The sequence below is a fragment of the uncultured Maribacter sp. genome (genome assembly GCF_947495965.1).
In the GTDB taxonomy this organism is placed as follows: Bacteria; Bacteroidota; Bacteroidia; order Flavobacteriales; family Flavobacteriaceae; genus Maribacter_B.
The window spans coordinates 825729-846727 of the sequence record NZ_CANMBB010000001.1; the positions used below are offsets into that span (position 1 = coordinate 825729).

A 20999-nucleotide genomic window follows, 5' to 3' on the forward strand; every position below is an offset into this window, starting at 1 on the left:
TTATATTTAATTTCTATACTATTTTTTAATATAATTTATGCAATAACATCTTCTCCGTGTCCAATTCTATTTTTTTCAATCTTATTACGCATAAAGAATAAAATCCCAAACAATACAACTAGCGCTATTGGAAAAAACACTACTATTCCCAAAACGGCTTTACCTGCCGCAATTTCTGCTAAAGCTCCGGATAAACCAGATGCTAAAGCATTGTTTTTTTCTTCATCTAACCAAGAACCAATTACTGGATTCCACATTGATGTTGCAAACATTCCTGCCCCACCAACTAGAGACATTCCTAATGCTCCTGTTTTTGGCAAGTATTCTGAAACAAAACCAATCATAGTTGGCCAAAAGTAACAAACTCCCAATGCAAATAATGCTGCTGCAACATATATCATAGAACCATCTACTATACTCATAAGATAAATAGCTACACTAGTAATTATTGCAGACATCCAGAGAACTCCTGCCGGATTTAATTTATGTACAATTGGCCCTGCAAAAAATCTACCTAAGGCCATAATACCAGTTACTAAAGCCAATACTAACATAGGACTAGCACCAGAGCTACCTAAAATAGTTTCTATCCATTGTTGTGGTATAAACTCAGAAACTGCCGTTAATGTCATACAAAGTGCCATAAAAATAAATAATGGACTAGCTAATGCTTTTATATTATTAGATGTATTAGATTCCATATTCTTACTTTCAGGAAATTTTTGGGTAAATATTAAATACCCATAAATTAAGGTAGGAATTAGCATTGTTGCTATTAAAGTTTGCCATCCCATACCAGCATCTGTTAAAAATTTAGTTACTAATGCCCCTATAACGAGACCGCCAGGAAACCAAACATGAAATTTATTAAGCATTGCTGTTCTGTTGTTAGTATACATTTCTGCTATCATTGGATTACATGCTGCTTCTACAGAACCATTTGCAAAGCCAATAAAAAAGGTGGATATGATTAACGTCCAGAAACCACCTGCAAAAATGGTTAATAATAAACCTAACATATGACATATGAAGGCAACAATCATTAATTTTTTAGCTCCAACAGTATTATATAGCAACCCTCCAAGAATCATTGCAAGAGGAAATCCTAAAAAAGCCATACTATTTATCCAACCTAATTCTTTATTAGAAATTTCAAAATCTACTCCTAATTGATTTAAAATACCTGCTCTTATTGCAAACGTCATAGATGTTACAATTAGAGAAATACAGGCTGCTAAAAATATTTGGTTTTTATTTACTTCTTTCATTTCCTTATATATTTAATTAGTTGGTGTTGTTGTTAAGTTCTAAAACTATCTTTTGTAAATAACATAATCTAGAATTAGAGGGTCTAGCCCCTTTTTTCTAAAGCCTTTTGCTATTTGTCCTCTATGTTGTGTAGAGTGATTTATAATATGAAATAACATATCTTGAAGTGTATTTGTAAAAAGCCGGCCTTCAGAACTTTCATAATCTATTCTATCTTCAAAATCATCTGCATTACTTGTTATTTCAAAAGAATTTCTTTGATTTTCATAATGAATATCTTCCCACTCTTTAACATCATGTAATTGCCATATAGAATATTTAGAAGGAATCTTTAGTATTCTACCATTCCATATATGGTGGGCATTTAAAATATGGCTAAATAATTTAATTGTATCATCAGGAACCGTTTCCATTGCATTACACTGTTCTATTATTTTTTTATTGCAATAAAAATTATAATCAAACATCTGATTAAAAAAACCCTTCATAATACCTATTAATTATTTAACTTTTTTAGAAGCATTTACTAGCAATTTTTTTGTTGCTAATATACCTTCTTCTTCTCCTAGTATTTTACCTTCATATTCTACCCCTATAAAACCAGTATACCCTGCATCTTTAACAATTTGAAGCATTTTTACATAGTCTATTTCTGTTTCATTTCCATGAACATCAAAATCATGTGTTTTAGCACTAACTGCTTTGGCTCTAGGCATTAATTCTTTTACCCCTTGGTATTTGTCATATTCATTTGCACACCCCTTAGATCTATCTTTTTTATCATTTCTTTTGATGCAAAAATTACCAAAATCTGGTAATGTTCCGCAGTTGTCCATATTTACAAGCTCCATAACTTCTGCTACTAAAGCTCCATTAGAGGAAAGACCTCCATGATTTTCTACTATTATATTTATACTCTTTGTTTTAGCATAGGTTGCTAATTGTGTTAAACCATCAACAGCATTTTTTTTCCATTCTTCAGGAATATCACTACCCGCTAAATTAACTCGTATAGAATGGCAACCCATTGCAGCTGCAGCATCTACCCATTTGTAATGTTTTTCTACTGCAATTTTTCTTTCTTTAGCATCGGATACCGCTAATTTTCCTTGACCATCTATCATAATAATCAAATTTTGCATCCCGTGCTTTTTAGCTTCTGCATTACATTTTTCTACAAAAGAAGCCATTGCTTCTTTAGAGTAATTTGCTTTAGATAATTCAGGATTGTATAACTGACTTACATATTCTAAACCGCTAAATCCCCACTTTTTTGCTTTTTCTGCAAATGTATAAGGATCCACCCCTTCTTCTTTTATCATGGTATGTATAGACCACTGCGCTAATGATAATTTAAAAAAAGGGTTCGTACTAACTACTACTTCTTCTTTAGTAGTTTCTTTTTCTGAAGTTTCTTTTTTCACTTCTTTACAAGAATATATAGTAGTAATTAAAATAAATACCAATAATTTAATTCTAGTGTTTACAATACTGTTCTTTATCATATCTTTTTGGGTTCCATTTTTTGGTTATATGTCAAAAATAGTGGTATTTATCGTATTGCACAATTGTAAAATACTACAACGTTATAGTAAATCATTCCTAATTATTAAGGGAAATAAATGTAGAAAATTAATTTTATATTTAATAAATTTAGGGATTAAACAATTAATACATGAGCAAATTTTATTATAACGAAGAACAAGATTTTTACGATGCAATTGTTGTTGGGACTGGAATAAGTGGTGGATGGGCTGCTAAAGAACTGTGTGAAAACGGTTTAAAAACCTTAGTTTTAGAAAGAGGTAGAATGGTTACCCATATAAAAGACTACGAAACTGCTCATAAAGACCCATGGGATTTTCCAAATGGAGGAGAACCTACACAAGAAGAACTTGCAAAACAACCCAAGCAAAGTAGAACAGGTTACACTACTAAATCTGCTAGTTCTATGTGGTTTGTTAATGATTTAGAGCACCCATACAACGAAACGAAACGTTTTGATTGGATGCGTGGTTATCATGTTGGTGGGCGTTCTTTACAATGGGGAAGACAAAGTTATCGTTTAAGTGATATAGATTTTACTGCAAATAAAAGAGAAGGCATTGCTGTAGATTGGCCTGTACGTTATAAAGATATTGCTCCTTGGTATGATAAGGTAGAAGAATACATAGGTGTTAGTGGAGAGAATTTAGGTTTAGAACAACTACCTGATGGTAAATTTCTTCCAAAAATGGATCTTAATTGCGTAGAAGATCACTTAAAAGAAAAAGTTGCTGAAAATTTTAATGACCGTGTAGTAACTGCTGGACGTACTGCTCATATAACAGGAACTAAAGAATTTGATGGCAGAACAAAATGCCAATTTAGAAATAGATGTATAAGAGGGTGTCCTTTTGGAGCTTACTTTAGTAGTTTATCTTCTACATTACCTGCTGCAGAGCGTACAGGAAACATGACATTAAGACCAGATTCTATTGTTCATGAAGTTATATATGACCCAAAGACAAAAAAAGCTACAGGCGTTAAAGTAATAGATAGAATAACTAAAGAAAAGTTTGAATTTAAAGCAAAAGTAATTTTCTTGTGTGCTTCTGCTATTGCATCTACCTCTATTTTAATGCAATCTAAGTCAGAAAGTTTTCCTAATGGTATGGGTAACGCATCTGATCAATTAGGACGTAATATTATGGACCACCATTTAAAAGTTGGTGCGCGAGCAAAAGTTGATGGTTTTACAGATAAATATTATAAAGGAAGAAAACCAAACGGAATATATATTCCAAGATTTAGAAATTTAGGAGGAGAGAGTAACACAAAAGAATACAAAAGAGGTTTTGGCTATCAAGGTGGTGCTTCTAGAGGTAATTGGGAAGATGCTGTTGCCGAATTATCGTATGGTAAAAATTTAAAAGAGTCTATTTTAAAGCCTGGAGGATGGACAGTTGGAATTGGAGGTTTTGGAGAAGTTCTTCCTTATGAAGACAATAGATTTACCTTAGATTATAATAAAAAAGACCAATGGGGGCTACCTACGGTTACATTTGATGCCGAATTAAAAGAAAATGAGCGAAATATGCGTAAAGATATGCAAGCATCTGCCATAGAAATGCTTACCAAGGCTGGTTTTAAAGATGTAGAAGGTTATGATGATACATCTGCCGCATTAGGTTTAGGAATTCATGAAATGGGTACAGCTCGTATGGGAAGAAACCGTAAGACATCTGTATTAAACGGAAACAATCAACTACATGATGTAAAAAATGTTTATGTAACTGATGGGTCTTTTATGACATCGTCTAGTTGTGTAAACCCATCATTAACTTATATGGCATTTACTGCCAGAGCTGCTAACCACGCTGCTGAACAATTAAAAAAAGGATTACTATAATGGATAGAAGAAAAGCGCTAAAAAATATGGGGTTATCTCTTGGCTACGTAGTAGCCACACCTACCCTACTAAGCATTGTTCAAAGTTGTAAAACCGAAAAGGTATTAGAATGGACACCTGATTTTTTTACTAAAGAACAAGGAGAAATTTTAATCTCTTTAGTAGATTTAATTCTACCAGCAACAGATACTCCTTCTGCTTCTGAATTACAAGTGCATTTATTTATAGATAAATTTTCTAAAGAAGTAATGCCTAAAGAACAGCAAGATGTTTTTAAAACTACATTTAATGCATTTACTAAAACAGCATTAAAAGATTCTGGAAAAGAGTCTCTAGGAGACATAACCACAGCTAATCTAGAGATGTCTTTATCTAAAGCATTAAAAATAAGTAAAGGGCAACAAAAAGTAAATGACAAAGCCATAGCAGAATATAACCGATCTATTGCCAATAATGGCTCTGGTACACTTTCTGATGATGTTGCTTGTTATGCTTTTGCTAGTAAGCTAAGAGGATTGACCATTTGGGGGTATAAGACCTCTGAATATGTTGGAGAAAAGGTTTTAGCCTACCTACCTATACCTGGAGAATATATAGCTTGTGGTAATGTAGAAGAGCTAACACAAAACAAAGCCTGGTCTTTATAAATTATAACATAAATTTTGAAATTAAAAGTGGCTTATCTAAGCCACTTTTTTAATTTATGCCCGTAAATAAGTACTAGGCAAACCCACGAAGTCTTCATAAGAAAACAGCTCATAAAATTTAAAGCAAGCTTAGGAATATTTTAATTATTCAGTGAAAATCTCATTTATTATAAAGTAGTAAATAATATTTTAAAATTGTAGGATTTTTCTTATATTTAATATTGAGCGTTTATTATTAATAATAAAGTAATTTCACTATATACTATTAAAAATTAGTACATTAACAAATTTTTAATAGTGTAATTTGTAATTTTTTAATAACAATACCGTTCTAATAAATATACATTAAAAATTTATAATCATGGACAACTATATTATCATACTGGCTTTGTACGTGATGGCATATATATTCTCTTTAGCATTTAAGCCATACTTCAAAAAATAAAAATAGTAGCATTTAGTATATATTATACTATTAAAATAAATTATATAAAAAAAGCCCTAGTAAATAATTTACTAGGGCTTTTCTTGTAGTATATATAGTAGTTAAGAACCACACATTAAGCAATCATCATCAGCTTGTCCTTCTTTAGCTCTCGCAATCATTTCTTTCATTTCTTCAGGAGTTAATGGCTGCACATCTAACTCTGGTTGCACCACCGTAGTTGCTGCTTTTACCTCCATAGATACTGCTTCTGCAGCTGTTGGCGCTGGCGTAGCAGCTGTTACCTCTGCTTCTGCAGCTACACTTACAGGTACTTCTTTTTTCTTTGTATTGTCTAACGTAAACTTAATTGCATCTACTGCTGCTTTAGTACGCAAATAATACATTCCTGTTTTTAAACCACTCTTCCATGCATAAAAGTGCATAGATGTTAATTTAGAATAATTAGCATTCTCCATGAATAAGTTTAGAGACTGGCTTTGATCAATAAAGTAACCTCTATGACGACTCATGTCTATAATATCCTTCATACTTAACTCCCATACAGTTTTGTATAAATCTCTAATATCTTGAGGAATAGTTTCTATATGTTGTATAGATCCGTTTGCACGCATTAGTTCTTGCTTCATGTTTTCATTCCACATACCCAAATCTACCAAGTCCTCTAATAAATGTTTATTTACTACAATAAACTCTCCTGATAGTACTCTTCTTGTATAAATATTAGAAGTATACGGCTCAAAACACTCATTATTACCTAATATTTGAGAAGTAGATGCTGTTGGCATAGGGGCAACTAATAAAGAATTACGAACACCATTCTTTAATACATCTTTTCTTAATTTTTCCCAATTCCATCTTCCAGAAAGTTCCTCATCTTTAATTCCCCAAAGATTGTATTGGAATTCTCCCTGTGACATTGGAGAGCCTTCATAAGTAGAATATGCTCCTTCTACTTTTGCCATTTCCATTGAAGCAGTTACCGCTGCAAAATAAAGCGTTTCAAAAATCTCTTGGTTTAATTTTTTTGCATCATCACTTGTAAAAGGCATGCGCAACATAATAAACGCATCTGCAAGACCTTGCACTCCTAAACCAATAGGCCTATGGCGCATATTAGAATTTTCTGCCTCTTTTACTGGGTAATAGTTTCTGTCTATTACTTTATTTAAATTCTTTGTAACCCTTTTTGTTACTTTAAATAATTCTTTATGGTCAAACGCTCCGTTTTTAACAAACATTGGCAACGCAATAGAAGCTAAATTACATACAGCTACCTCATCTGGAGAAGTATACTCCATTATTTCTGTACATAAATTAGAAGAACGGATTGTACCTAAATTCTTTTGGTTACTCTTACGGTTAGCTGCATCCTTATACAACATATAAGGTGTTCCTGTTTCTATTTGAGATTCTAATATCTTCTCCCATAGTTCACGAGCCTTAACTGTTTTTCTTCCTTTACCTTCTGCTTCGTATTTCAGGTATAAGGTTTCAAACTCTTCACTATGCTTTGTAAATAAACCAGGACATTCGTTAGGACACATTAAAGTCCAATCCTCATTTCCTTCTACTCTTTTCATGAATAAATCAGAAATCCACATAGCATAAAACAAATCACGAGCACGCATTTCTTCCTTACCGTGGTTCTTTTTTAAGTCTAAGAACTCAAAAATATCGGCATGCCATGGCTCCATATAAATAGCAAAACTACCTTTACGTTTCCCTCCTCCTTGATCTACATACCTTGCAGTATCATTAAAAACTTGTAACATTGGCACTATACCATTAGATGTACCATTAGTTCCTGCAATATAGGACCCTGTAGCTCTTACATTGTGTATAGATAACCCTATACCACCAGCAGACTGAGATATTTTAGCTGTTTGCTTTAAAGTATCGTAAATACCATCTATACTATCGTCTTTCATTGCTAAAAGAAAACAAGAAGACATTTGTGGTTTTGGAGTACCAGAGTTAAAAAGCGTTGGTGTAGCGTGTGTAAAATATTTTTTAGACATTAACTCATACGTCTCTATAGCTGCATCTAAATCGTTTAAATGAATACCAATAGAAACACGCATAAGCATGTGTTGCGGGCGCTCAGCAATTTGACCATTTATTTTTAATAAATACGAACGCTCTAATGTTTTAAAACCAAAATAGTCGTAGCCAAAATCTCGGTTATATATTATAGTTGAATCTAATTTTTCAGCGTTTTTAGATATAACATTAAAAACCTCATCAGATAACAACGGAGCTTCTTTACCTGTTCTAGGGTTTACATACAAGTATAAATCTTTCATTGTCTCTGAGAAAGATTTTTTTGTGTTTTTATGTAAATTAGATACGGATATACGCGCAGCTAACTTTGCGTAATCTGGATGCGTTGTAGTCATTGTTGCAGCAATTTCTGCTGCTAAATTATCTAGTTCAGAAGTTGTTACTCCATCATACAAACCTTCAATTACTCGCATTGCCACCTTAAGTGGATCTACTAAAGCATTTAGTCCATAACAAAGCTTACGAACTCTTGCTGTAATTTTGTCGAACATTATTAGTTCTTTTCTTCCGTCTCTTTTTACTACATACATATTGCTACAAGGGTTTAAATGGTTCGTTAAATATTAGGGTCAATTGGTCATTAAACCAACCTAATTAGTTTTTACTGTAGGTTTTATAATTAAATAATGGGGTGTAAAACAACAAATTAATGTTGTTTTATGCATCAGAAATCAGCGTCGAAACTAATTTTCTGAGAGTCTTCATCATCCTCTGTATTTAACACGCCAGCTTTTTGGTATTCTGAAACGCGTTTTTCAAAGAAATTAGTTTTTCCTTGTAAGGAAATCATATCCATAAAATCAAACGGATTGGTAGAATTGTATACTTTATCGCATCCTAATTCTACTAATAAACGATCCGTAACAAATTCAAGATACTGGGTCATTAACTTAGCATTCATTCCTATTAAACTAACAGGAAGAGATTCTGTTATAAACTCTCTTTCTATAGTAAGAGCATCTACTAAAATCTCTTTTATTCTTTCTTTTGGGACTTTATTTACAATATGATGGTTGTGTAAATGAACAGCAAAATCACAGTGCATACCTTCATCTCTAGAAATTAATTCATTAGAGAAGGTTAAACCAGGCATAAGGCCTCTCTTTTTTAACCAATATATAGAACAGAAAGAACCTGAAAAGAAAATACCTTCTACTGCTGCAAATGCAATTAAACGCTCTGCAAAACTTGGAGACTCTATCCACTTAAGAGCCCAATCGGCTTTTTTCTTAATTGCAGGAAAATTTTCTATTGCTTGAAAAAGTTTTGTTTTTTCCTTATCATCCTTAACATACGTATCTATTAATAGAGAATATGTTTCTGAATGTATGTTTTCCATCATTATTTGGAAACCATAGAAAAATTTTGCTTCCGAATATTGTACTTCATTCACAAAGTTTTCTGCTAAATTTTCATTTACTATACCGTCTGATGCAGCAAAAAATGCAAGAATATGTTTTATAAAATAACGCTCATCATTGCTTAACTTATTATTCCAATCCGTTAAGTCTTCATGCAAATCTATTTCTTCTGCCGTCCATATACATGCCTCTTGCTTTTTATACCAATCCCATAAATCATTATGTTGAATTGGAAATATTACAAACCGATCTTTGTTTTCGGCTAAAATGGGCTCAATGGATACAGACATAATAATTTGTGCTTTTTATATTTTATACAACTAGGAAAAAAACCTTCCGCTACGGACTAACAAAGATGTAAAATTAACACCATATTTTAAGGGCTATTTAAGTAATATGGTTACAAAGTTTTTAACACACAATGTTGAAATGTATGTTGACTAGTAATGTTTATTAGCCTTTACAAAGAATTGATTTTTGAAATAAAAATAGACTTAAAAAAATAAACCAAAAAGTATAAATTTTTATACTTTTTGGTTTATTAAAATTGGACTCCTTATTAACGTAAAGACCTAACAACCAGTTATTACCAAAATACGGTTCCCCAATGCAACTAATGAAAGATAAATATTACAATTTAGCTGATTTAGGTAGTTCCCCCGAAACCTATTCTCAACAATATTCCAATTTCCAACTGGTTGGTTTTGGTTTTAATTATAATAATACACTGTACAGCAAAATTTTAAAAAATGCTTAAGAACCGTAACTTTTAAATTGGTAATATATAGTTAAATAATATTATTATTTTTAATTAATAATATTTACAAAATTATAACATTTAAATTATCTTTTTAGACGGTTTTTCCTTCTATTTTAAAGAATTTCTGTTCTAATTTGTTTAATATCTATATAATGAAACCATTTTAGATTATGCAAAAACTGCATTTTATCCTGAAGGATTACAACTATTTACTTACTTTTTGAATTCAATTACCCCTAATACATTATTTTGTAAAGGTAATTTCTTGTCATCATCATCAACTAAAGCTGCAAAAAGCAACAATGAAAGCAGAAAAACAAACATTAAAAGACACCTTTTCATTTTAAAATATAATTACAATTACTTACTCGGAGAACTTAAAAAGTTTATCAAATATATTTTAATAGGTATTATACAACTCTTGAAATGTATGAATGGTAATTAATTTTGTATATATGGGAATAATAAAAAAAAGATATTTAACTTTTGTAGTTTATTACTGACCAACGTGTCCGTTTTAAGTATAAGAAATTCTTCTTTACCATTTACACTTAATTACAAACCATTAATACATATTTATATAATAAATTAAACAATAATTATATTTTTGGTTACCTTACATAAACGCAATATTTAACTATGCTAAAAGCTGTAATTGTAGACGATGAAATTAAAGCCTTACAAAGCTTATCTTGGGAGCTAACAAACTTTAGTAAAGAAATTAATGTAGTGGCTTCTTTTACCGATCCATTTAAAGCATTAAGTTATTTAGAAACAAACACTCCTGACTGTTTATTTTTAGATATAGAAATGCCAACCATGGATGGTTTTCAATTTATTCAAAAATTACAAAATAAAAACTTCCCTGTTGTAATTACTACCGCGTATAATCAATATGCAATAAAAGCTTTAAAAAATGAGGCTTTGGATTATTTACTAAAACCTATAGATACTGATGATTTAGAAGAAACAATTGTTAAAATAAAAAAATTTAATGCCAAAAACTTAACGGTAGATAAATTAGAAAAAATTCTTCTAAATTTTAATTCCTCTACAAATACTAAAAAAATTACTTTTAATACAGATGGCAAACTACTTTTCTTAGAAAGTAATGAAATTTTATATGCAGAATCTGACGGGAATTACAGCACCATTTTTTTAACAGACGGTCAAAAAATAGTACTTACAAAAAAATTAAAAGAAGTTAATGAGTTACTACCCCCAGATACATTTTTTAGAATTCATAACTCCTACATTATTAACCTAAATAAAATCAAAGAATTTTTAAAAACCGATGGGTATGTAATCTTAAATTCTAATCATAAAATACCTGTATCTAGACAAAAAAAATCTGATTTTCTAGATTTGTTATAAACCTACAAAACCAATAACCCTTGCTACAGTCTAAACAAATTTTTATATTTTTCTTCCTTCTGTTTTATACTATTAGCAGTTATACACAAGAAGTATCTTCAGAATTTATTTCTTTAAGTGATAGTCTTATAAAAGCAGCGCCAAAAACCTATAAAGAGATAGATAAAATATTAAGACCTAAAAGAAAAGACACTGTACACATGCGTTATTTTGCAAATACTGCAGAAAGTAAAGGGTATTTTATAGGACAATCATATGCTCTAAATCAGTTAGGAAGAAGGTATAGGGCATATTCTCAATTTTCTAATGCAATTGCGTTACACAATAGCGCATTAGAAGCTGCAAATAAAGATGAAAATTTAGAATTTAAAGTATTTAGTCTAAATATGCTTAGTGTTGTATACCGGAGAACAGATGCTATTAAAACAGCCTTAGACTATAGCCAAGAAGCCCTAGAATTAGCCGAAACAGTAAAAAACCCATCAGATGGTTTAAAAAGGAGTATTAATGTTTCTTTAAATGGAATAGGTAATATTTACCAAACACTAGAGCAGTATGATTTAGCCATTAAACAATTTGAAAAATCTATGCTTTTAGAAAAAGAATTGGGTAATGAGCTAGGTATTGCAATAAACCATCAAAACATTGGAGAATGCCAAGAGTCGCAATTAAATTTAAATGCGGCCTTAGAAAACTTTAAAACATCGCTTTATTATAACAAAAAAATAAATAACGCAATGGGCTTAATTATTTGCAAGAATAGCATAGCTCAAATAAATATAAAACAAGAAAAAATAAAAGAAGCTATTGCTATTTTAGAACCTACCTTAATTGATTCTAAATCCTTAGGAGATCAATATGTAACCTCTGCTGTTCATATAAATTTAGGAACCGCATTAATGCATATTAAAAATTATAAAGATGCAGAAAAGAATATGCTAACAGGTTTGCAATTGGCAAAGAAACATAACCTGCCTAGCGGTGTAATTAAGGCAAACTTGAACTTGTCAGATTTATATAACAAACAAGGAAAGCATAAAAAGGCTTTAGAATATTATAAAGTAGCACAGGCTTTTGATGAAGAAATAACAAACGATAGAAATTTACGCTATGTAAATGATATGATTATTAGGTATGATACCGAAAAGAAAAGCAGCCAAATTGAAGTACTAGCCAAGGAAAATGAAATTGTAAAACTAAAATTAAGAAAAAACAAAACCACCTTACTAATTAGTGCTTTTGCACTAACGCTACTTGCTGGCATTTTCTTTATACTTTATAGGCAATACCAATTAAAAAATGAGAAAAAACTTCTTACCCTAGAACAAACTATGTTAAGAAGCCAAATGAACCCTCATTTTCTTTTTAACTCCTTAAATTCTATTAAACTATATATTATAAATAATGAGAAAAAGAATGCGGTACACTATTTAAACAAGTTTTCTAAACTGGTTCGTAAAATATTAGAAGCATCTTCATTAAAAGAAATTCCTTTAGCAGAAGAGTTAGAAACAGTAGACTTATATATGAATATTGAAAATATTAGGTTTTCTAATGAGATTAATTTTAACATTTCTATTGCTGAGGATATTGATACACATACCATAAAAATACCGTCGTTAATATTACAACCTTTCTTAGAAAATGCACTTTGGCACGGACTTTCTTCTAAGGAAGGAGAAAAAAAAATACAGTTAAATGTTCGTAAATGTAATGAAGGTTTTATACACATAGAAATTACAGACAATGGAGTTGGAAGAGCAGTTGCCGAAAAAATTAAAAAGAATAAGGTTCTTAAAAGAAAATCTATTGGGATAGATATAACCAAAGAAAGATTAACAAATTTCTCTAGAGAATATCAAAACTCATTTAGTCTTGACATTATAGATTTATATGATGAAAATAAAAATTCTTCTGGAACTCAAGTAATATTACACATACCTACTTTCTAGTATGTTCTTTTGCTACCTCTTCTAGCTCTGCATACCATGCTTCTCCAAATTTACGTACTAAAGACTCTTTTACAAATTTATAAATTGGCACTTTTAATTCGTCTCCAAAAGCGCAAGCAGGGTCACAAATTTCCCATTTATGATAGTTTACAGCTGTTAGTTCTGTATACTCTTTTACTCTAACTGGATATAAATGACAGGATACCGGTTTTTTCCAATCTATAACACCATCATTATACGCCTCTTCAATACCACATTTAGCAATCTTTTTATCGTCAAAAATTACGTATGCGCATTCACTTCCATTTACTAGAGGGGTTTCCCATTCGCCATCTTCCCCTTTTATAAAAGCCCCTTGTTTTTCTATTTCTATAACACCTTCAGAGCGTAAATAAGGTTTTACTTTGCTATAAATATCCACCATTATTTCGGTCTCATTATCTGCAATGGGAGCTCCTGCCTCACCATCAATACAACATTGTCCTTTGCAGGCATTAAGATTGCAAACAAAATCGTTCTCTATTATCTCTTCAGATACTATGGTTTTACCTATTTGAAACATACAATTTAATAAAGTGCCAAGATACGTTTTCTTATAAATTCTTTTAGTTTATTTAAGACTTAACATCTAGAATTTGATAATAAACGTACATTTGACCAAATATTTTTATGATATGACTTTTAATTTTGATTTTAGAGAAATTGTTACTTCTGGCATGATTCTTTTTGCAGTAATAGATATCATTGGGAGTATTCCTATTATAATTGGATTACGTAATAAGGTTGGGCATATACAATCCGAAAAAGCGTCTATTGTTGCCACTTTAATTATGATTGCTTTTCTTTTTATTGGAGAAGAAATATTAAACTTAATTGGTATAGATGTAAACTCCTTTGCTGTAGCTGGGTCTTTTATATTATTTTTCTTAGCCATAGAAATGATACTAGGTATAAGTCTTTATAAAGATGATGCGCCAGAAAGTGCTTCTATTGTTCCTATTGCATTCCCGTTAATTGCTGGTGCTGGTACTATGACATCTTTACTTTCTTTACGAGCAGAGTTTCATGTAGAAAATATTATTATAGCCATTTTCATAAATATTATATTTGTATACATTGTTTTAAAATCGTCTAAACGTATAGAACATATTTTAGGCAGTAATGGTATTAATGTAATTAGAAAAGTATTTGGTGTAATTTTACTGGCTATTGCGGTTAAGTTATTTGCAGCTAATATTAACCAGTTATTTTAAAAAAAGTAAAAATGAACAAGACCTTATCTATAGTTTTAATTGTTTTAGCAATTGCACTTATTGCATATAATGTAACTTTAATAGATTTTAATAATGTGTTTGAAGGAAATAGTATTATTGCACTAATAGGTATTATGGCCGCTCTAATTGCCATACTATTAATTTTAGTTTTTAACACTAGTAAAAAAATACAAAAGAAGATAAACGAAGGTTAATTACCCTCCTTATCATTTACCTCAACCTCTGTTTCTTGTAATAAGGCAGGACTGTCTAAATCTAATACTTTAAGCAACATAGCATCTTTCGTGCTTTTAATTTTAGCGTAAATATTAGCATTGTATAATTGTTCTGCTAACGCAGCCTTTAAATACAATTTTACACTATCCTCAAAATCATAAAAATTCATTTTTAGATTTCTAGCCATAGCGTACTCTACAAAATTTTCAAAAAGTATATCATCTACTTTGTAGTCCCTAATAAATTCCTGTTGGGTATAGTCTTCATACCTTTTACGATCCTCATCTAAATGCTCAAAAACAAAATAGGATAGTATGCCGTAACTATCCATACTTTTTAAAGCTTCCTCCTCATTAGTTCCTATTGGCACAAAAATATCTGGAATTATACCGCCACCTCCATAAACTATTTTCCCTTTAGGGGTCTTAAATTTTAGAGAATCGGCTACTTTTATACTATCTGCAGACATTAATTCCCCATTACTATAACGTTCTGTAAACTTTTTATAATAATCTTTATTTCCGTTTTTATACGTTTTTTGAATACTTCTACCAGTGGGTGTGTAGTATCTAGAAACGGTTAGCCTAACAGCAGAACCATCTCCTAATTCCATTTCTCTTTGTACTAATCCCTTTCCAAAAGACCTTCTTCCTACTATAGTTCCAATATCATTATCTTGTAATGCGCCTGCAATAATTTCACTTGCAGATGCGGAGCGTTCATTAATTAATACATACACCGGTTTATCTTCAAACTCTCCTTTTTCAGAAGCAAAAATCTTATCTATTTTTCCTTTCTTATTTTTTGTAAATAAAATAAGCTTGCCGTCTTTTAAAAATTCATCTGCCATTTCTTCGGCAACACCTAAATAACCCCCTGGGTTATCTCTTAAATCTAACGTAAGCTTTTTAGCCCCTTGTTTTGTTAAATCCTTTAAAGCAGCTTCAAATTCTTTATATGTAGTTTCTGCAAAACGATTAACTTTTATATAGCCCATATCATCTGTAAGCATATAATACGCCTCTACACTTTTAATAGGGACTAAATCTCTTTTAATTTTAACATCAAAAACTTTATTTTCTTCTTTTCTGTAAACTTTTAAATTTACAATAGTTCCTTTTTTCCCTTTCAGTTTTTCTACAATGGTGCCACTTCCTAGGTTTTTTCCATAAAGTGTATCCAAATCTGCCATTAATATTCTATCTCCCGCTTTTATTCCTTTTTTAAAGCTAGGGCCATTATCTATAGTTCGTATTACAGAAATTGTGTCTTTATAGGCATAAAAGTTAATGCCAATACCAACAAAATCTCCTTTCATGTTATCTGCAACACGACTCATTTCTTTTTTAGGAATGTATACAGAATGTGGGTCTAACTTTTCTAAAATATTATTTACGGTAATATCTACGATACTATCTGTGTTAATATCATCTACATATTCATAATCTATATAGTCTATTAACCTATTTAATTTGTCTTTTTTAGAATTTGTGGTAAAAAGACGTTCTGGAGAGTCGTTAAAATTAAGTTTACCACCAAGAAAAATTCCTATTGCTAAGGCAGCTGCAATAATAGTTGGCCATAAATAGGTATTTATACGTTTCATTATTTTTTTCTTAGTTAGAAATTTCTGGCATATGCACTAATTCTACCCCTGCTTTTTCTAAAAATTTAAGACCAGAATCATCTTTATATGCATTTTGGTATACAACACGTTTTATCCCAGATTGATGGATTAATTTACTACATTCTCTACAAGGAGATAGCGTTATATATAATGTAGCTCCATTGCAAGATTGTGTAGAAGAGGCTACTTTAGATATTGCATTTGCTTCTGCATGTAAAACATACCATTTGGTATAGCCTTCTTCATCTTCGCAAACATTGTCAAACCCTGTTGGTGTTCCGTTATAACCGTCAGAAATTATCATTCTATCCTTAACAATAATTGCTCCTACTTTTTTACGCTCGCAATTAGATAATAAACCCCATTCTTTTGCCATACGCAAATAGGCCTTATCATATTTCTCTTGTTTTGTCTTAATCATTTAAAACTTCTTATTCTTATCTAGGTAAAACACTAAGATACCTGCTTTATAAAACAACAACAGCCTATTATAGTTAAATTTAACAAACCTTACCAAGGAAAAGTGTTTATTAACATTGGTACTGTAATTAATAATATTATGATAGAACCTACAACTACAAAATTTTGTTGTTTTACTTTTAGTTTGTCCTGTATAATTAAAGCTATTAACAAAACTGTTATTACTATAATTAACTGCGAAAGCTCTATTCCTAATGCAAAACCTAATAAAGGAGATACTTTTTCTTCTTCTCCAGATAATAACATTTTAAAATAGTTAGAGAAACCAAAACCGTGTATTAAACCAAAAAAAGCAGTTGCAATTAAGTGCAATAATATGCTCTGTTCCTTTTTAATAGTATTGGTGTAGAATATATTAAAAACTGCTGTTATAAAAATAGTAACAGGTATTAGAAACTCTATAAAACTGACATCAAAAACAACAATTTCATATACAGAAAGAACTAATGATGTACAATGCGCAACGGTAAAAATAGTAGCTAATAACAAAACATTTTTCCAATTTTTAAAGGTAAAAGGAAGTGCTAAAGCAGCTAAAAAAAGAATATGATCATACGCAGAAAAATCTAACACATGCTCTAAACCCAACTTTGTGTAAAACAAAAATTCTTGCATAAGTTTTCTTTAGTTAATTCCTCTTTCTTTTTGAATATCTTCATAGGCTTTTTGAACCCTTTTAAATTTCTCTTCGGCACCCTTTTTAATGGCCTCATTTTCTGTGATTACTTTATCTGGATGGTATTTTTTTGCCATAGCACGGTATGCTTTTTTTACAGCATCATCACTAGCAGATTTAGAAATTTCTAAAATTTTATAGGCGTTATCCGAAGAAGAGAAAAACATTGCTTTAATGCTCTCAAAATCTGTAGCACTTATTCTTAAATATCCTGCAATTTCTTTTATTTTAGCAACCTCAGGATTACTAACATTCCCATCGGCCTTTGCAATACCAAATAAGAAATGTATTAATTGCAAGCGAACTTCATATCTAGTTCTTTGGTTTAAAAAACTACAAATACGTTGTGCAGATATTTCGTGTTTCTTATTAACATCATTAAAAGTTCTAAAAATTGCATTTGCTTTTTCTTTACCGTAAGTACTTACAAAGTATTGTCTCACATAATCCATTTCTGTTTGCGAGATTTTACCATCGGCCTTAATTACAATAGAACATAAAGAGAGTAAATTAAGTTCAAAATCTGCTGGAGACACTTTTTGTCTTGTTAAGTCACTAAAAACAGTATTACCCCCTCCTTTATTAGAACTTACATTATCTATGAAGCTACCAACAAAAAACCCTAAAATTGCTCCTGGGTATCTTAAGAAGAAATATCCTAGAATGGCAGCAAACCACTTAATCATAATCTATTATTTTTTTCAAAGATATGGTATTAGCATAAAAAATTTAAATAAACGAACCGTAATGAAAATTAACCAAGTACGACAAATTGGTTATCTTTGTATTAATAAATAAAATTAAGATATTATGTATCCTGCGGAATTAGTTAAACCAATGAGAGAAGACTTAGCATCTGCTGGTTTTCAAGAATTATATACGGCCCAAGAAGTAGAGGGTGCAATAGCAAAAAAAGGCACCACTTTAGTGGTTGTAAATTCAGTATGTGGATGTGCTGCTGCAAATGCTAGGCCTGCTGCAAAAATGAGTTTACAAAATGACAAAAAACCAGACCATACAGTAACTGTATTTGCTGGGGTAGACACAGAAGCTGTTGATGCTGCTAGAAATTTAATGATTCCTTTTCCTCCATCTTCGCCATCTATGGCACTTTTTAAAGACGGAGAATTGGTTCATATGATAGAGCGCCATCATATTGAAGGAAGACCAGCACAAATGATTGCTGAAAACCTTGCGCAAGCTTATAATGAGTTTTGCTAAAAAATAATAAAAACATTATTTTTAAAACCGCTCTTTTGTAAAGAGCGGTTTTTTTATTTTTACACTATGGGAAAATTTTTTGCCTACATACTAACTCCAATATTTGCATTCTTTTTTATGCTTATTTTATTGGTTTTTCAACCAATTCAATGGATTTGTTTCAATGTATTTGGTTATAAAGCTCATAGTATTAGTGTAAACTACTTTAATTTATGTTTAATAAGATGCACCCATATTATAGGCACAACATATACGTTTAACAATCCTTACAACATACCAACAAACAGACCTTTAATAATAGTATCTAACCACCAAAGCATGTATGAGATTTCTCCTATAAGCTGGTGGATGCGTAAACATCATCCAAAGTTTGTTAGCAAAAAAGAATTAGGAAAAGGTATTCCTAGTGTTTCTTACAATTTAAAACATGGTGGTTCTGTTCTTATAGATCGTAACGATGGGAAACAAGCTATTAAAGAAATTGCAAAACTAGGCTCTTATATAGAAGAGCATAACCGAAGTGCTGTAATATTCCCCGAAGGTACTCGTAGTAGAACTGGGCACCCAAAAAAGTTCCAAACTATGGGACTCAAAATATTAATTAAAAAAGCACCCTCCGCATTAATAGTACCTATTAGTGTAAACGATTCATGGAAAATGTTACGGTATGGTAAGTTTCCTAATGGTCTAGGTAGCCACATTACTATAGATGTACACAAACCGTTAGAAATAGAAGGTAATATTGATGATTTAATTGCTACAATAGAAAAGACTATTGCACAAGGCGTACATTCTTTTAAAGCATAAAGTATCCTATTTTGAAAGATGAAAACATAATACAAGAAACCATTGCCTTTGTAAAAAAAACTTTAGATGGTGCCGAAGGCGGACATGATTGGTTTCATATAGAACGTGTTTACAAAAACAGCCTACTAATAGCAAAAGAAGAAAGGGTAGATATGCTTATTGTTTCTCTTGGTGCTTTGTTACATGATATTGCAGATGCTAAATTTTATAATGGCGATGAAAGTATTGGCCCTAAAATAGCCAGCGATTTTTTACATTCTAAAAAGGTTACTCCAGAAGTAATACACCATGTGGTTAAAATTATAGAGAACATTTCTTTTAAATCTTCTTTAGAAACAAATAAAGAGAGATTTAACTCTTTAGAATTACAAGTAGTGCAAGATGCGGACCGTTTAGATGCCATTGGGGCTATTGGTATTGCAAGGACATTTAATTATGGTGGTTTTAAAAATAGAGCTCTTTATAATCCAGATATTCCTCCTAATCTAAATATGACCAAAGAGGAATATAAAAAATCTAATGCCCCAACAATTAATCATTTCTACGAGAAACTACTTTTATTAAAAGACAAAATGAATACCTCCTCTGGCAAAAAAATTGCTGAACAAAGGCATTCATTTATGCTTCAATTTTTATCTCAATTTAATGCCGAATGGCAAGGAGAATCTTAATCACAATTACCATCTAAATCGCAAGCATTTCCTTCTCCCGTATTTAATATGGTTAGTTGTTCTTGCTCATGTTTTTTCCAAGCATTTTCTAAAGCTTCCGTAAAAACTTCCTCTGGTTGGGCTCCTGAGAGTCCATATTTACCGTCTAGTACAAAGAAAGGAACACCGCTAATGCCTAAATTTCTTGCTTCCAATTCATCTTGTCTTACTTCATACGTTAAAGCATCAGATAACAACATCGTTTTAACCTTATCAGAATCTAAACCAACCTCATTTGCTATTTGTAATAATACATCTATAGCGTCAATATTTTTGGCATCTTCTAAATGTGCTTTTAAAAGTGCCTCTTTTGTAGCATCTGCTTTATTTTCTGTTTTTGCAAAATGTAATAAACGGTGTGCATTTAATGAATTTGCTGTTATTGCTTTCTCTATATTAAAATTAAGACCCACCTCACTTGCCATGGCTGTTACACGATCAAACATACCCAAAGCAGTATCTTTGTCTATGTTTTTTGCTTCCATAAAACGCTCTATATAATCTACATTTAGCTTCGTTTCTATATAAGGATCTAACTCAAAACTTTTCCACTCTACAGTTATCTCTTCTTTATGAGGAAATTTTTCTAATGCGGCTTCAAATTTTCTTTTTCCTATATAACAAAATGGGCATCTAATATCTGACCAAATACTTACTTTCATTTTTAATAAAATATATTTTCTAGCAAATAGTCGAAAATAGAACACTAACCTTTCAACCAACTT

20 protein-coding genes are annotated in these 20999 nt (G+C 31.0%); 9 read left to right on the forward strand and 11 right to left on the reverse strand.

The features are described 5' to 3' along the window. Window positions 1-35: 35 nt before the first annotated feature. From Q0820_RS03310 to Q0820_RS03320, 3 genes are read right to left on the reverse strand one after another with little or no spacing between them, the layout of a single operon-like run. Window positions 36-1268, reverse strand: a complete 1233-nt coding sequence (locus Q0820_RS03310) for a sugar MFS transporter (RefSeq protein WP_298485068.1) — start codon at window positions 1266-1268, stop codon at window positions 36-38. Between the two features lie 45 nt (window positions 1269-1313). Continuing rightward, window positions 1314-1757 (reverse strand): DinB family protein, encoded by a 444-nt coding sequence (locus Q0820_RS03315; RefSeq protein WP_298485069.1) that lies wholly within the window; start codon window positions 1755-1757, stop codon window positions 1314-1316. Between the two features lie 12 nt (window positions 1758-1769). Beyond that, window positions 1770-2774: a sugar phosphate isomerase/epimerase gene (locus Q0820_RS03320; RefSeq protein ID WP_298485071.1), complete on the reverse strand. Its 1005-nt coding sequence runs from the start codon at window positions 2772-2774 to the stop codon at window positions 1770-1772. Window positions 2775-2944: 170 nt separating this feature from the next. On the opposite strand from Q0820_RS03320, the gene Q0820_RS03325 reads away from it, so the two are divergent. Beyond that, window positions 2945-4660, forward strand: a complete 1716-nt coding sequence (locus tag Q0820_RS03325; RefSeq protein ID WP_298485072.1) for a GMC family oxidoreductase — start codon at window positions 2945-2947, stop codon at window positions 4658-4660. After that, window positions 4660-5307, forward strand: a complete 648-nt coding sequence (locus Q0820_RS03330; protein WP_298485074.1) for a gluconate 2-dehydrogenase subunit 3 family protein — start codon at window positions 4660-4662, stop codon at window positions 5305-5307. The genes Q0820_RS03325 and Q0820_RS03330 overlap by 1 nt, the downstream gene beginning before the upstream one ends. A gap of 546 nt (window positions 5308-5853) precedes the next feature. On the opposite strand, the gene Q0820_RS03335 is transcribed toward Q0820_RS03330, so the two are convergent. Further along, window positions 5854-8346, reverse strand: coding sequence for a ribonucleoside-diphosphate reductase subunit alpha (locus Q0820_RS03335; RefSeq protein WP_298485076.1), 2493 nt, complete (start codon window positions 8344-8346; stop codon window positions 5854-5856). A 134-nt stretch (window positions 8347-8480) separates the two neighbouring features. Next, on the reverse strand, window positions 8481-9467 hold the full coding sequence (locus Q0820_RS03340) for a ribonucleotide-diphosphate reductase subunit beta (protein WP_298485078.1): 987 nt from the start codon (window positions 9465-9467) through the stop codon (window positions 8481-8483). A 1109-nt stretch (window positions 9468-10576) separates the two neighbouring features. Between Q0820_RS03340 and Q0820_RS03345 the strand changes: the two genes are divergently transcribed. Together Q0820_RS03345 and Q0820_RS03350 are read left to right on the forward strand one after the other, a co-directional pair. Next, window positions 10577-11311, forward strand: a complete 735-nt coding sequence (locus tag Q0820_RS03345) for a LytTR family DNA-binding domain-containing protein (protein ID WP_298485080.1) — start codon at window positions 10577-10579, stop codon at window positions 11309-11311. A gap of 20 nt (window positions 11312-11331) precedes the next feature. Continuing rightward, complete coding sequence (locus Q0820_RS03350) at window positions 11332-13263, forward strand: tetratricopeptide repeat protein (protein ID WP_298485082.1); 1932 nt, start codon at window positions 11332-11334, stop codon at window positions 13261-13263. Here the strand turns inward: Q0820_RS03350 and Q0820_RS03355 are convergent. Then, window positions 13253-13825 (reverse strand): DUF3109 family protein, encoded by a 573-nt coding sequence (locus Q0820_RS03355; RefSeq protein WP_298485083.1) that lies wholly within the window; start codon window positions 13823-13825, stop codon window positions 13253-13255. The genes Q0820_RS03350 and Q0820_RS03355 overlap by 11 nt on opposite strands. Window positions 13826-13937: 112 nt before the next feature. Between Q0820_RS03355 and Q0820_RS03360 the strand changes: the two genes are divergently transcribed. Both Q0820_RS03360 and Q0820_RS03365 read left to right on the forward strand, forming a co-directional pair. After that, window positions 13938-14516, forward strand: coding sequence for a MarC family protein (locus tag Q0820_RS03360; RefSeq protein ID WP_298485084.1), 579 nt, complete (start codon window positions 13938-13940; stop codon window positions 14514-14516). Between the two features lie 11 nt (window positions 14517-14527). Further along, complete coding sequence (locus Q0820_RS03365) at window positions 14528-14731, forward strand: hypothetical protein (RefSeq protein ID WP_121064018.1); 204 nt, start codon at window positions 14528-14530, stop codon at window positions 14729-14731. On the opposite strand, the gene Q0820_RS03370 is transcribed toward Q0820_RS03365, so the two are convergent. The 4 genes from Q0820_RS03370 to Q0820_RS03385 form a co-directional block, all read right to left on the reverse strand. After that, entirely contained in the window at window positions 14728-16359 is a 1632-nt protein-coding gene (locus tag Q0820_RS03370; RefSeq protein ID WP_298485087.1) for a S41 family peptidase, read from the reverse strand. The genes Q0820_RS03365 and Q0820_RS03370 overlap by 4 nt on opposite strands. 10 nt (window positions 16360-16369) lie before the next feature. Further along, window positions 16370-16801: a dCMP deaminase family protein gene (locus Q0820_RS03375; protein WP_298485089.1), complete on the reverse strand. Its 432-nt coding sequence runs from the start codon at window positions 16799-16801 to the stop codon at window positions 16370-16372. Window positions 16802-16890: 89 nt separating this feature from the next. Further along, window positions 16891-17475 carry a HupE/UreJ family protein gene (locus Q0820_RS03380; protein ID WP_298485091.1) on the reverse strand — a complete coding sequence of 195 codons (585 nt, stop codon included), beginning with the start codon at window positions 17473-17475 and terminating at the stop codon, window positions 16891-16893. A 9-nt stretch (window positions 17476-17484) separates the two neighbouring features. Further along, entirely contained in the window at window positions 17485-18222 is a 738-nt protein-coding gene (locus tag Q0820_RS03385; protein ID WP_298485093.1) for a TerB family tellurite resistance protein, read from the reverse strand. A 124-nt stretch (window positions 18223-18346) separates the two neighbouring features. Between Q0820_RS03385 and Q0820_RS03390 the strand changes: the two genes are divergently transcribed. From Q0820_RS03390 to Q0820_RS03400, 3 genes are all read left to right on the forward strand, one after another. Then, a complete protein-coding gene (locus tag Q0820_RS03390) occupies window positions 18347-18757 on the forward strand; it encodes a BrxA/BrxB family bacilliredoxin (protein ID WP_298485095.1) in 411 nt (136 codons plus the stop codon). Window positions 18758-18823: 66 nt separating this feature from the next. Then, complete coding sequence (locus tag Q0820_RS03395) at window positions 18824-19564, forward strand: 1-acyl-sn-glycerol-3-phosphate acyltransferase (RefSeq protein ID WP_298485097.1); 741 nt, start codon at window positions 18824-18826, stop codon at window positions 19562-19564. Window positions 19565-19575: 11 nt separating this feature from the next. Continuing rightward, on the forward strand, window positions 19576-20235 hold the full coding sequence (locus tag Q0820_RS03400) for an HD domain-containing protein (RefSeq protein WP_298485099.1): 660 nt from the start codon (window positions 19576-19578) through the stop codon (window positions 20233-20235). Here Q0820_RS03400 and Q0820_RS03405 read toward each other — a convergent pair. Further along, window positions 20232-20936, reverse strand: a complete 705-nt coding sequence (locus Q0820_RS03405; RefSeq protein WP_298485101.1) for a DsbA family oxidoreductase — start codon at window positions 20934-20936, stop codon at window positions 20232-20234. The genes Q0820_RS03400 and Q0820_RS03405 overlap by 4 nt on opposite strands. Window positions 20937-20999 lie beyond the last annotated feature (63 nt).

Excerpts from the sequence above, each read along its gene's own strand:
- Q0820_RS03310 (WP_298485068.1), bottom strand. The coding sequence starts at position 1,268 with ATGAAAGAAGTAAATAAAAACCAAATATTTTTAGCAGCCTGTATTTCT.
- Q0820_RS03340 (WP_298485078.1), bottom strand. The coding sequence starts at position 9,467 with ATGTCTGTATCCATTGAGCCCATTTTAGCCGAAAACAAAGATCGGTTT.
- Q0820_RS03355 (WP_298485083.1), bottom strand. The coding sequence starts at position 13,825 with ATGTTTCAAATAGGTAAAACCATAGTATCTGAAGAGATAATAGAGAAC.
- Q0820_RS03345 (WP_298485080.1), top strand. The coding sequence starts at position 10,577 with ATGCTAAAAGCTGTAATTGTAGACGATGAAATTAAAGCCTTACAAAGC.
- Q0820_RS03385 (WP_298485093.1), bottom strand. The coding sequence starts at position 18,222 with ATGATTAAGTGGTTTGCTGCCATTCTAGGATATTTCTTCTTAAGATAC.
- Q0820_RS03330 (WP_298485074.1), top strand. The coding sequence starts at position 4,660 with ATGGATAGAAGAAAAGCGCTAAAAAATATGGGGTTATCTCTTGGCTAC.
- Q0820_RS03395 (WP_298485097.1), top strand. The coding sequence starts at position 18,824 with ATGGGAAAATTTTTTGCCTACATACTAACTCCAATATTTGCATTCTTT.
- Q0820_RS03335 (WP_298485076.1), bottom strand. The coding sequence starts at position 8,346 with ATGTATGTAGTAAAAAGAGACGGAAGAAAAGAACTAATAATGTTCGAC.
- Q0820_RS03360 (WP_298485084.1), top strand. The coding sequence starts at position 13,938 with ATGACTTTTAATTTTGATTTTAGAGAAATTGTTACTTCTGGCATGATT.
- Q0820_RS03320 (WP_298485071.1), bottom strand. The coding sequence starts at position 2,774 with ATGATAAAGAACAGTATTGTAAACACTAGAATTAAATTATTGGTATTT.
- Q0820_RS03375 (WP_298485089.1), bottom strand. The coding sequence starts at position 16,801 with ATGATTAAGACAAAACAAGAGAAATATGATAAGGCCTATTTGCGTATG.
- Q0820_RS03405 (WP_298485101.1), bottom strand. The coding sequence starts at position 20,936 with ATGAAAGTAAGTATTTGGTCAGATATTAGATGCCCATTTTGTTATATA.
- Q0820_RS03325 (WP_298485072.1), top strand. The coding sequence starts at position 2,945 with ATGAGCAAATTTTATTATAACGAAGAACAAGATTTTTACGATGCAATT.
- Q0820_RS03315 (WP_298485069.1), bottom strand. The coding sequence starts at position 1,757 with ATGAAGGGTTTTTTTAATCAGATGTTTGATTATAATTTTTATTGCAAT.
- Q0820_RS03365 (WP_121064018.1), top strand. The coding sequence starts at position 14,528 with ATGAACAAGACCTTATCTATAGTTTTAATTGTTTTAGCAATTGCACTT.
- Q0820_RS03370 (WP_298485087.1), bottom strand. The coding sequence starts at position 16,359 with ATGAAACGTATAAATACCTATTTATGGCCAACTATTATTGCAGCTGCC.
- Q0820_RS03390 (WP_298485095.1), top strand. The coding sequence starts at position 18,347 with ATGTATCCTGCGGAATTAGTTAAACCAATGAGAGAAGACTTAGCATCT.
- Q0820_RS03380 (WP_298485091.1), bottom strand. The coding sequence starts at position 17,475 with ATGCAAGAATTTTTGTTTTACACAAAGTTGGGTTTAGAGCATGTGTTA.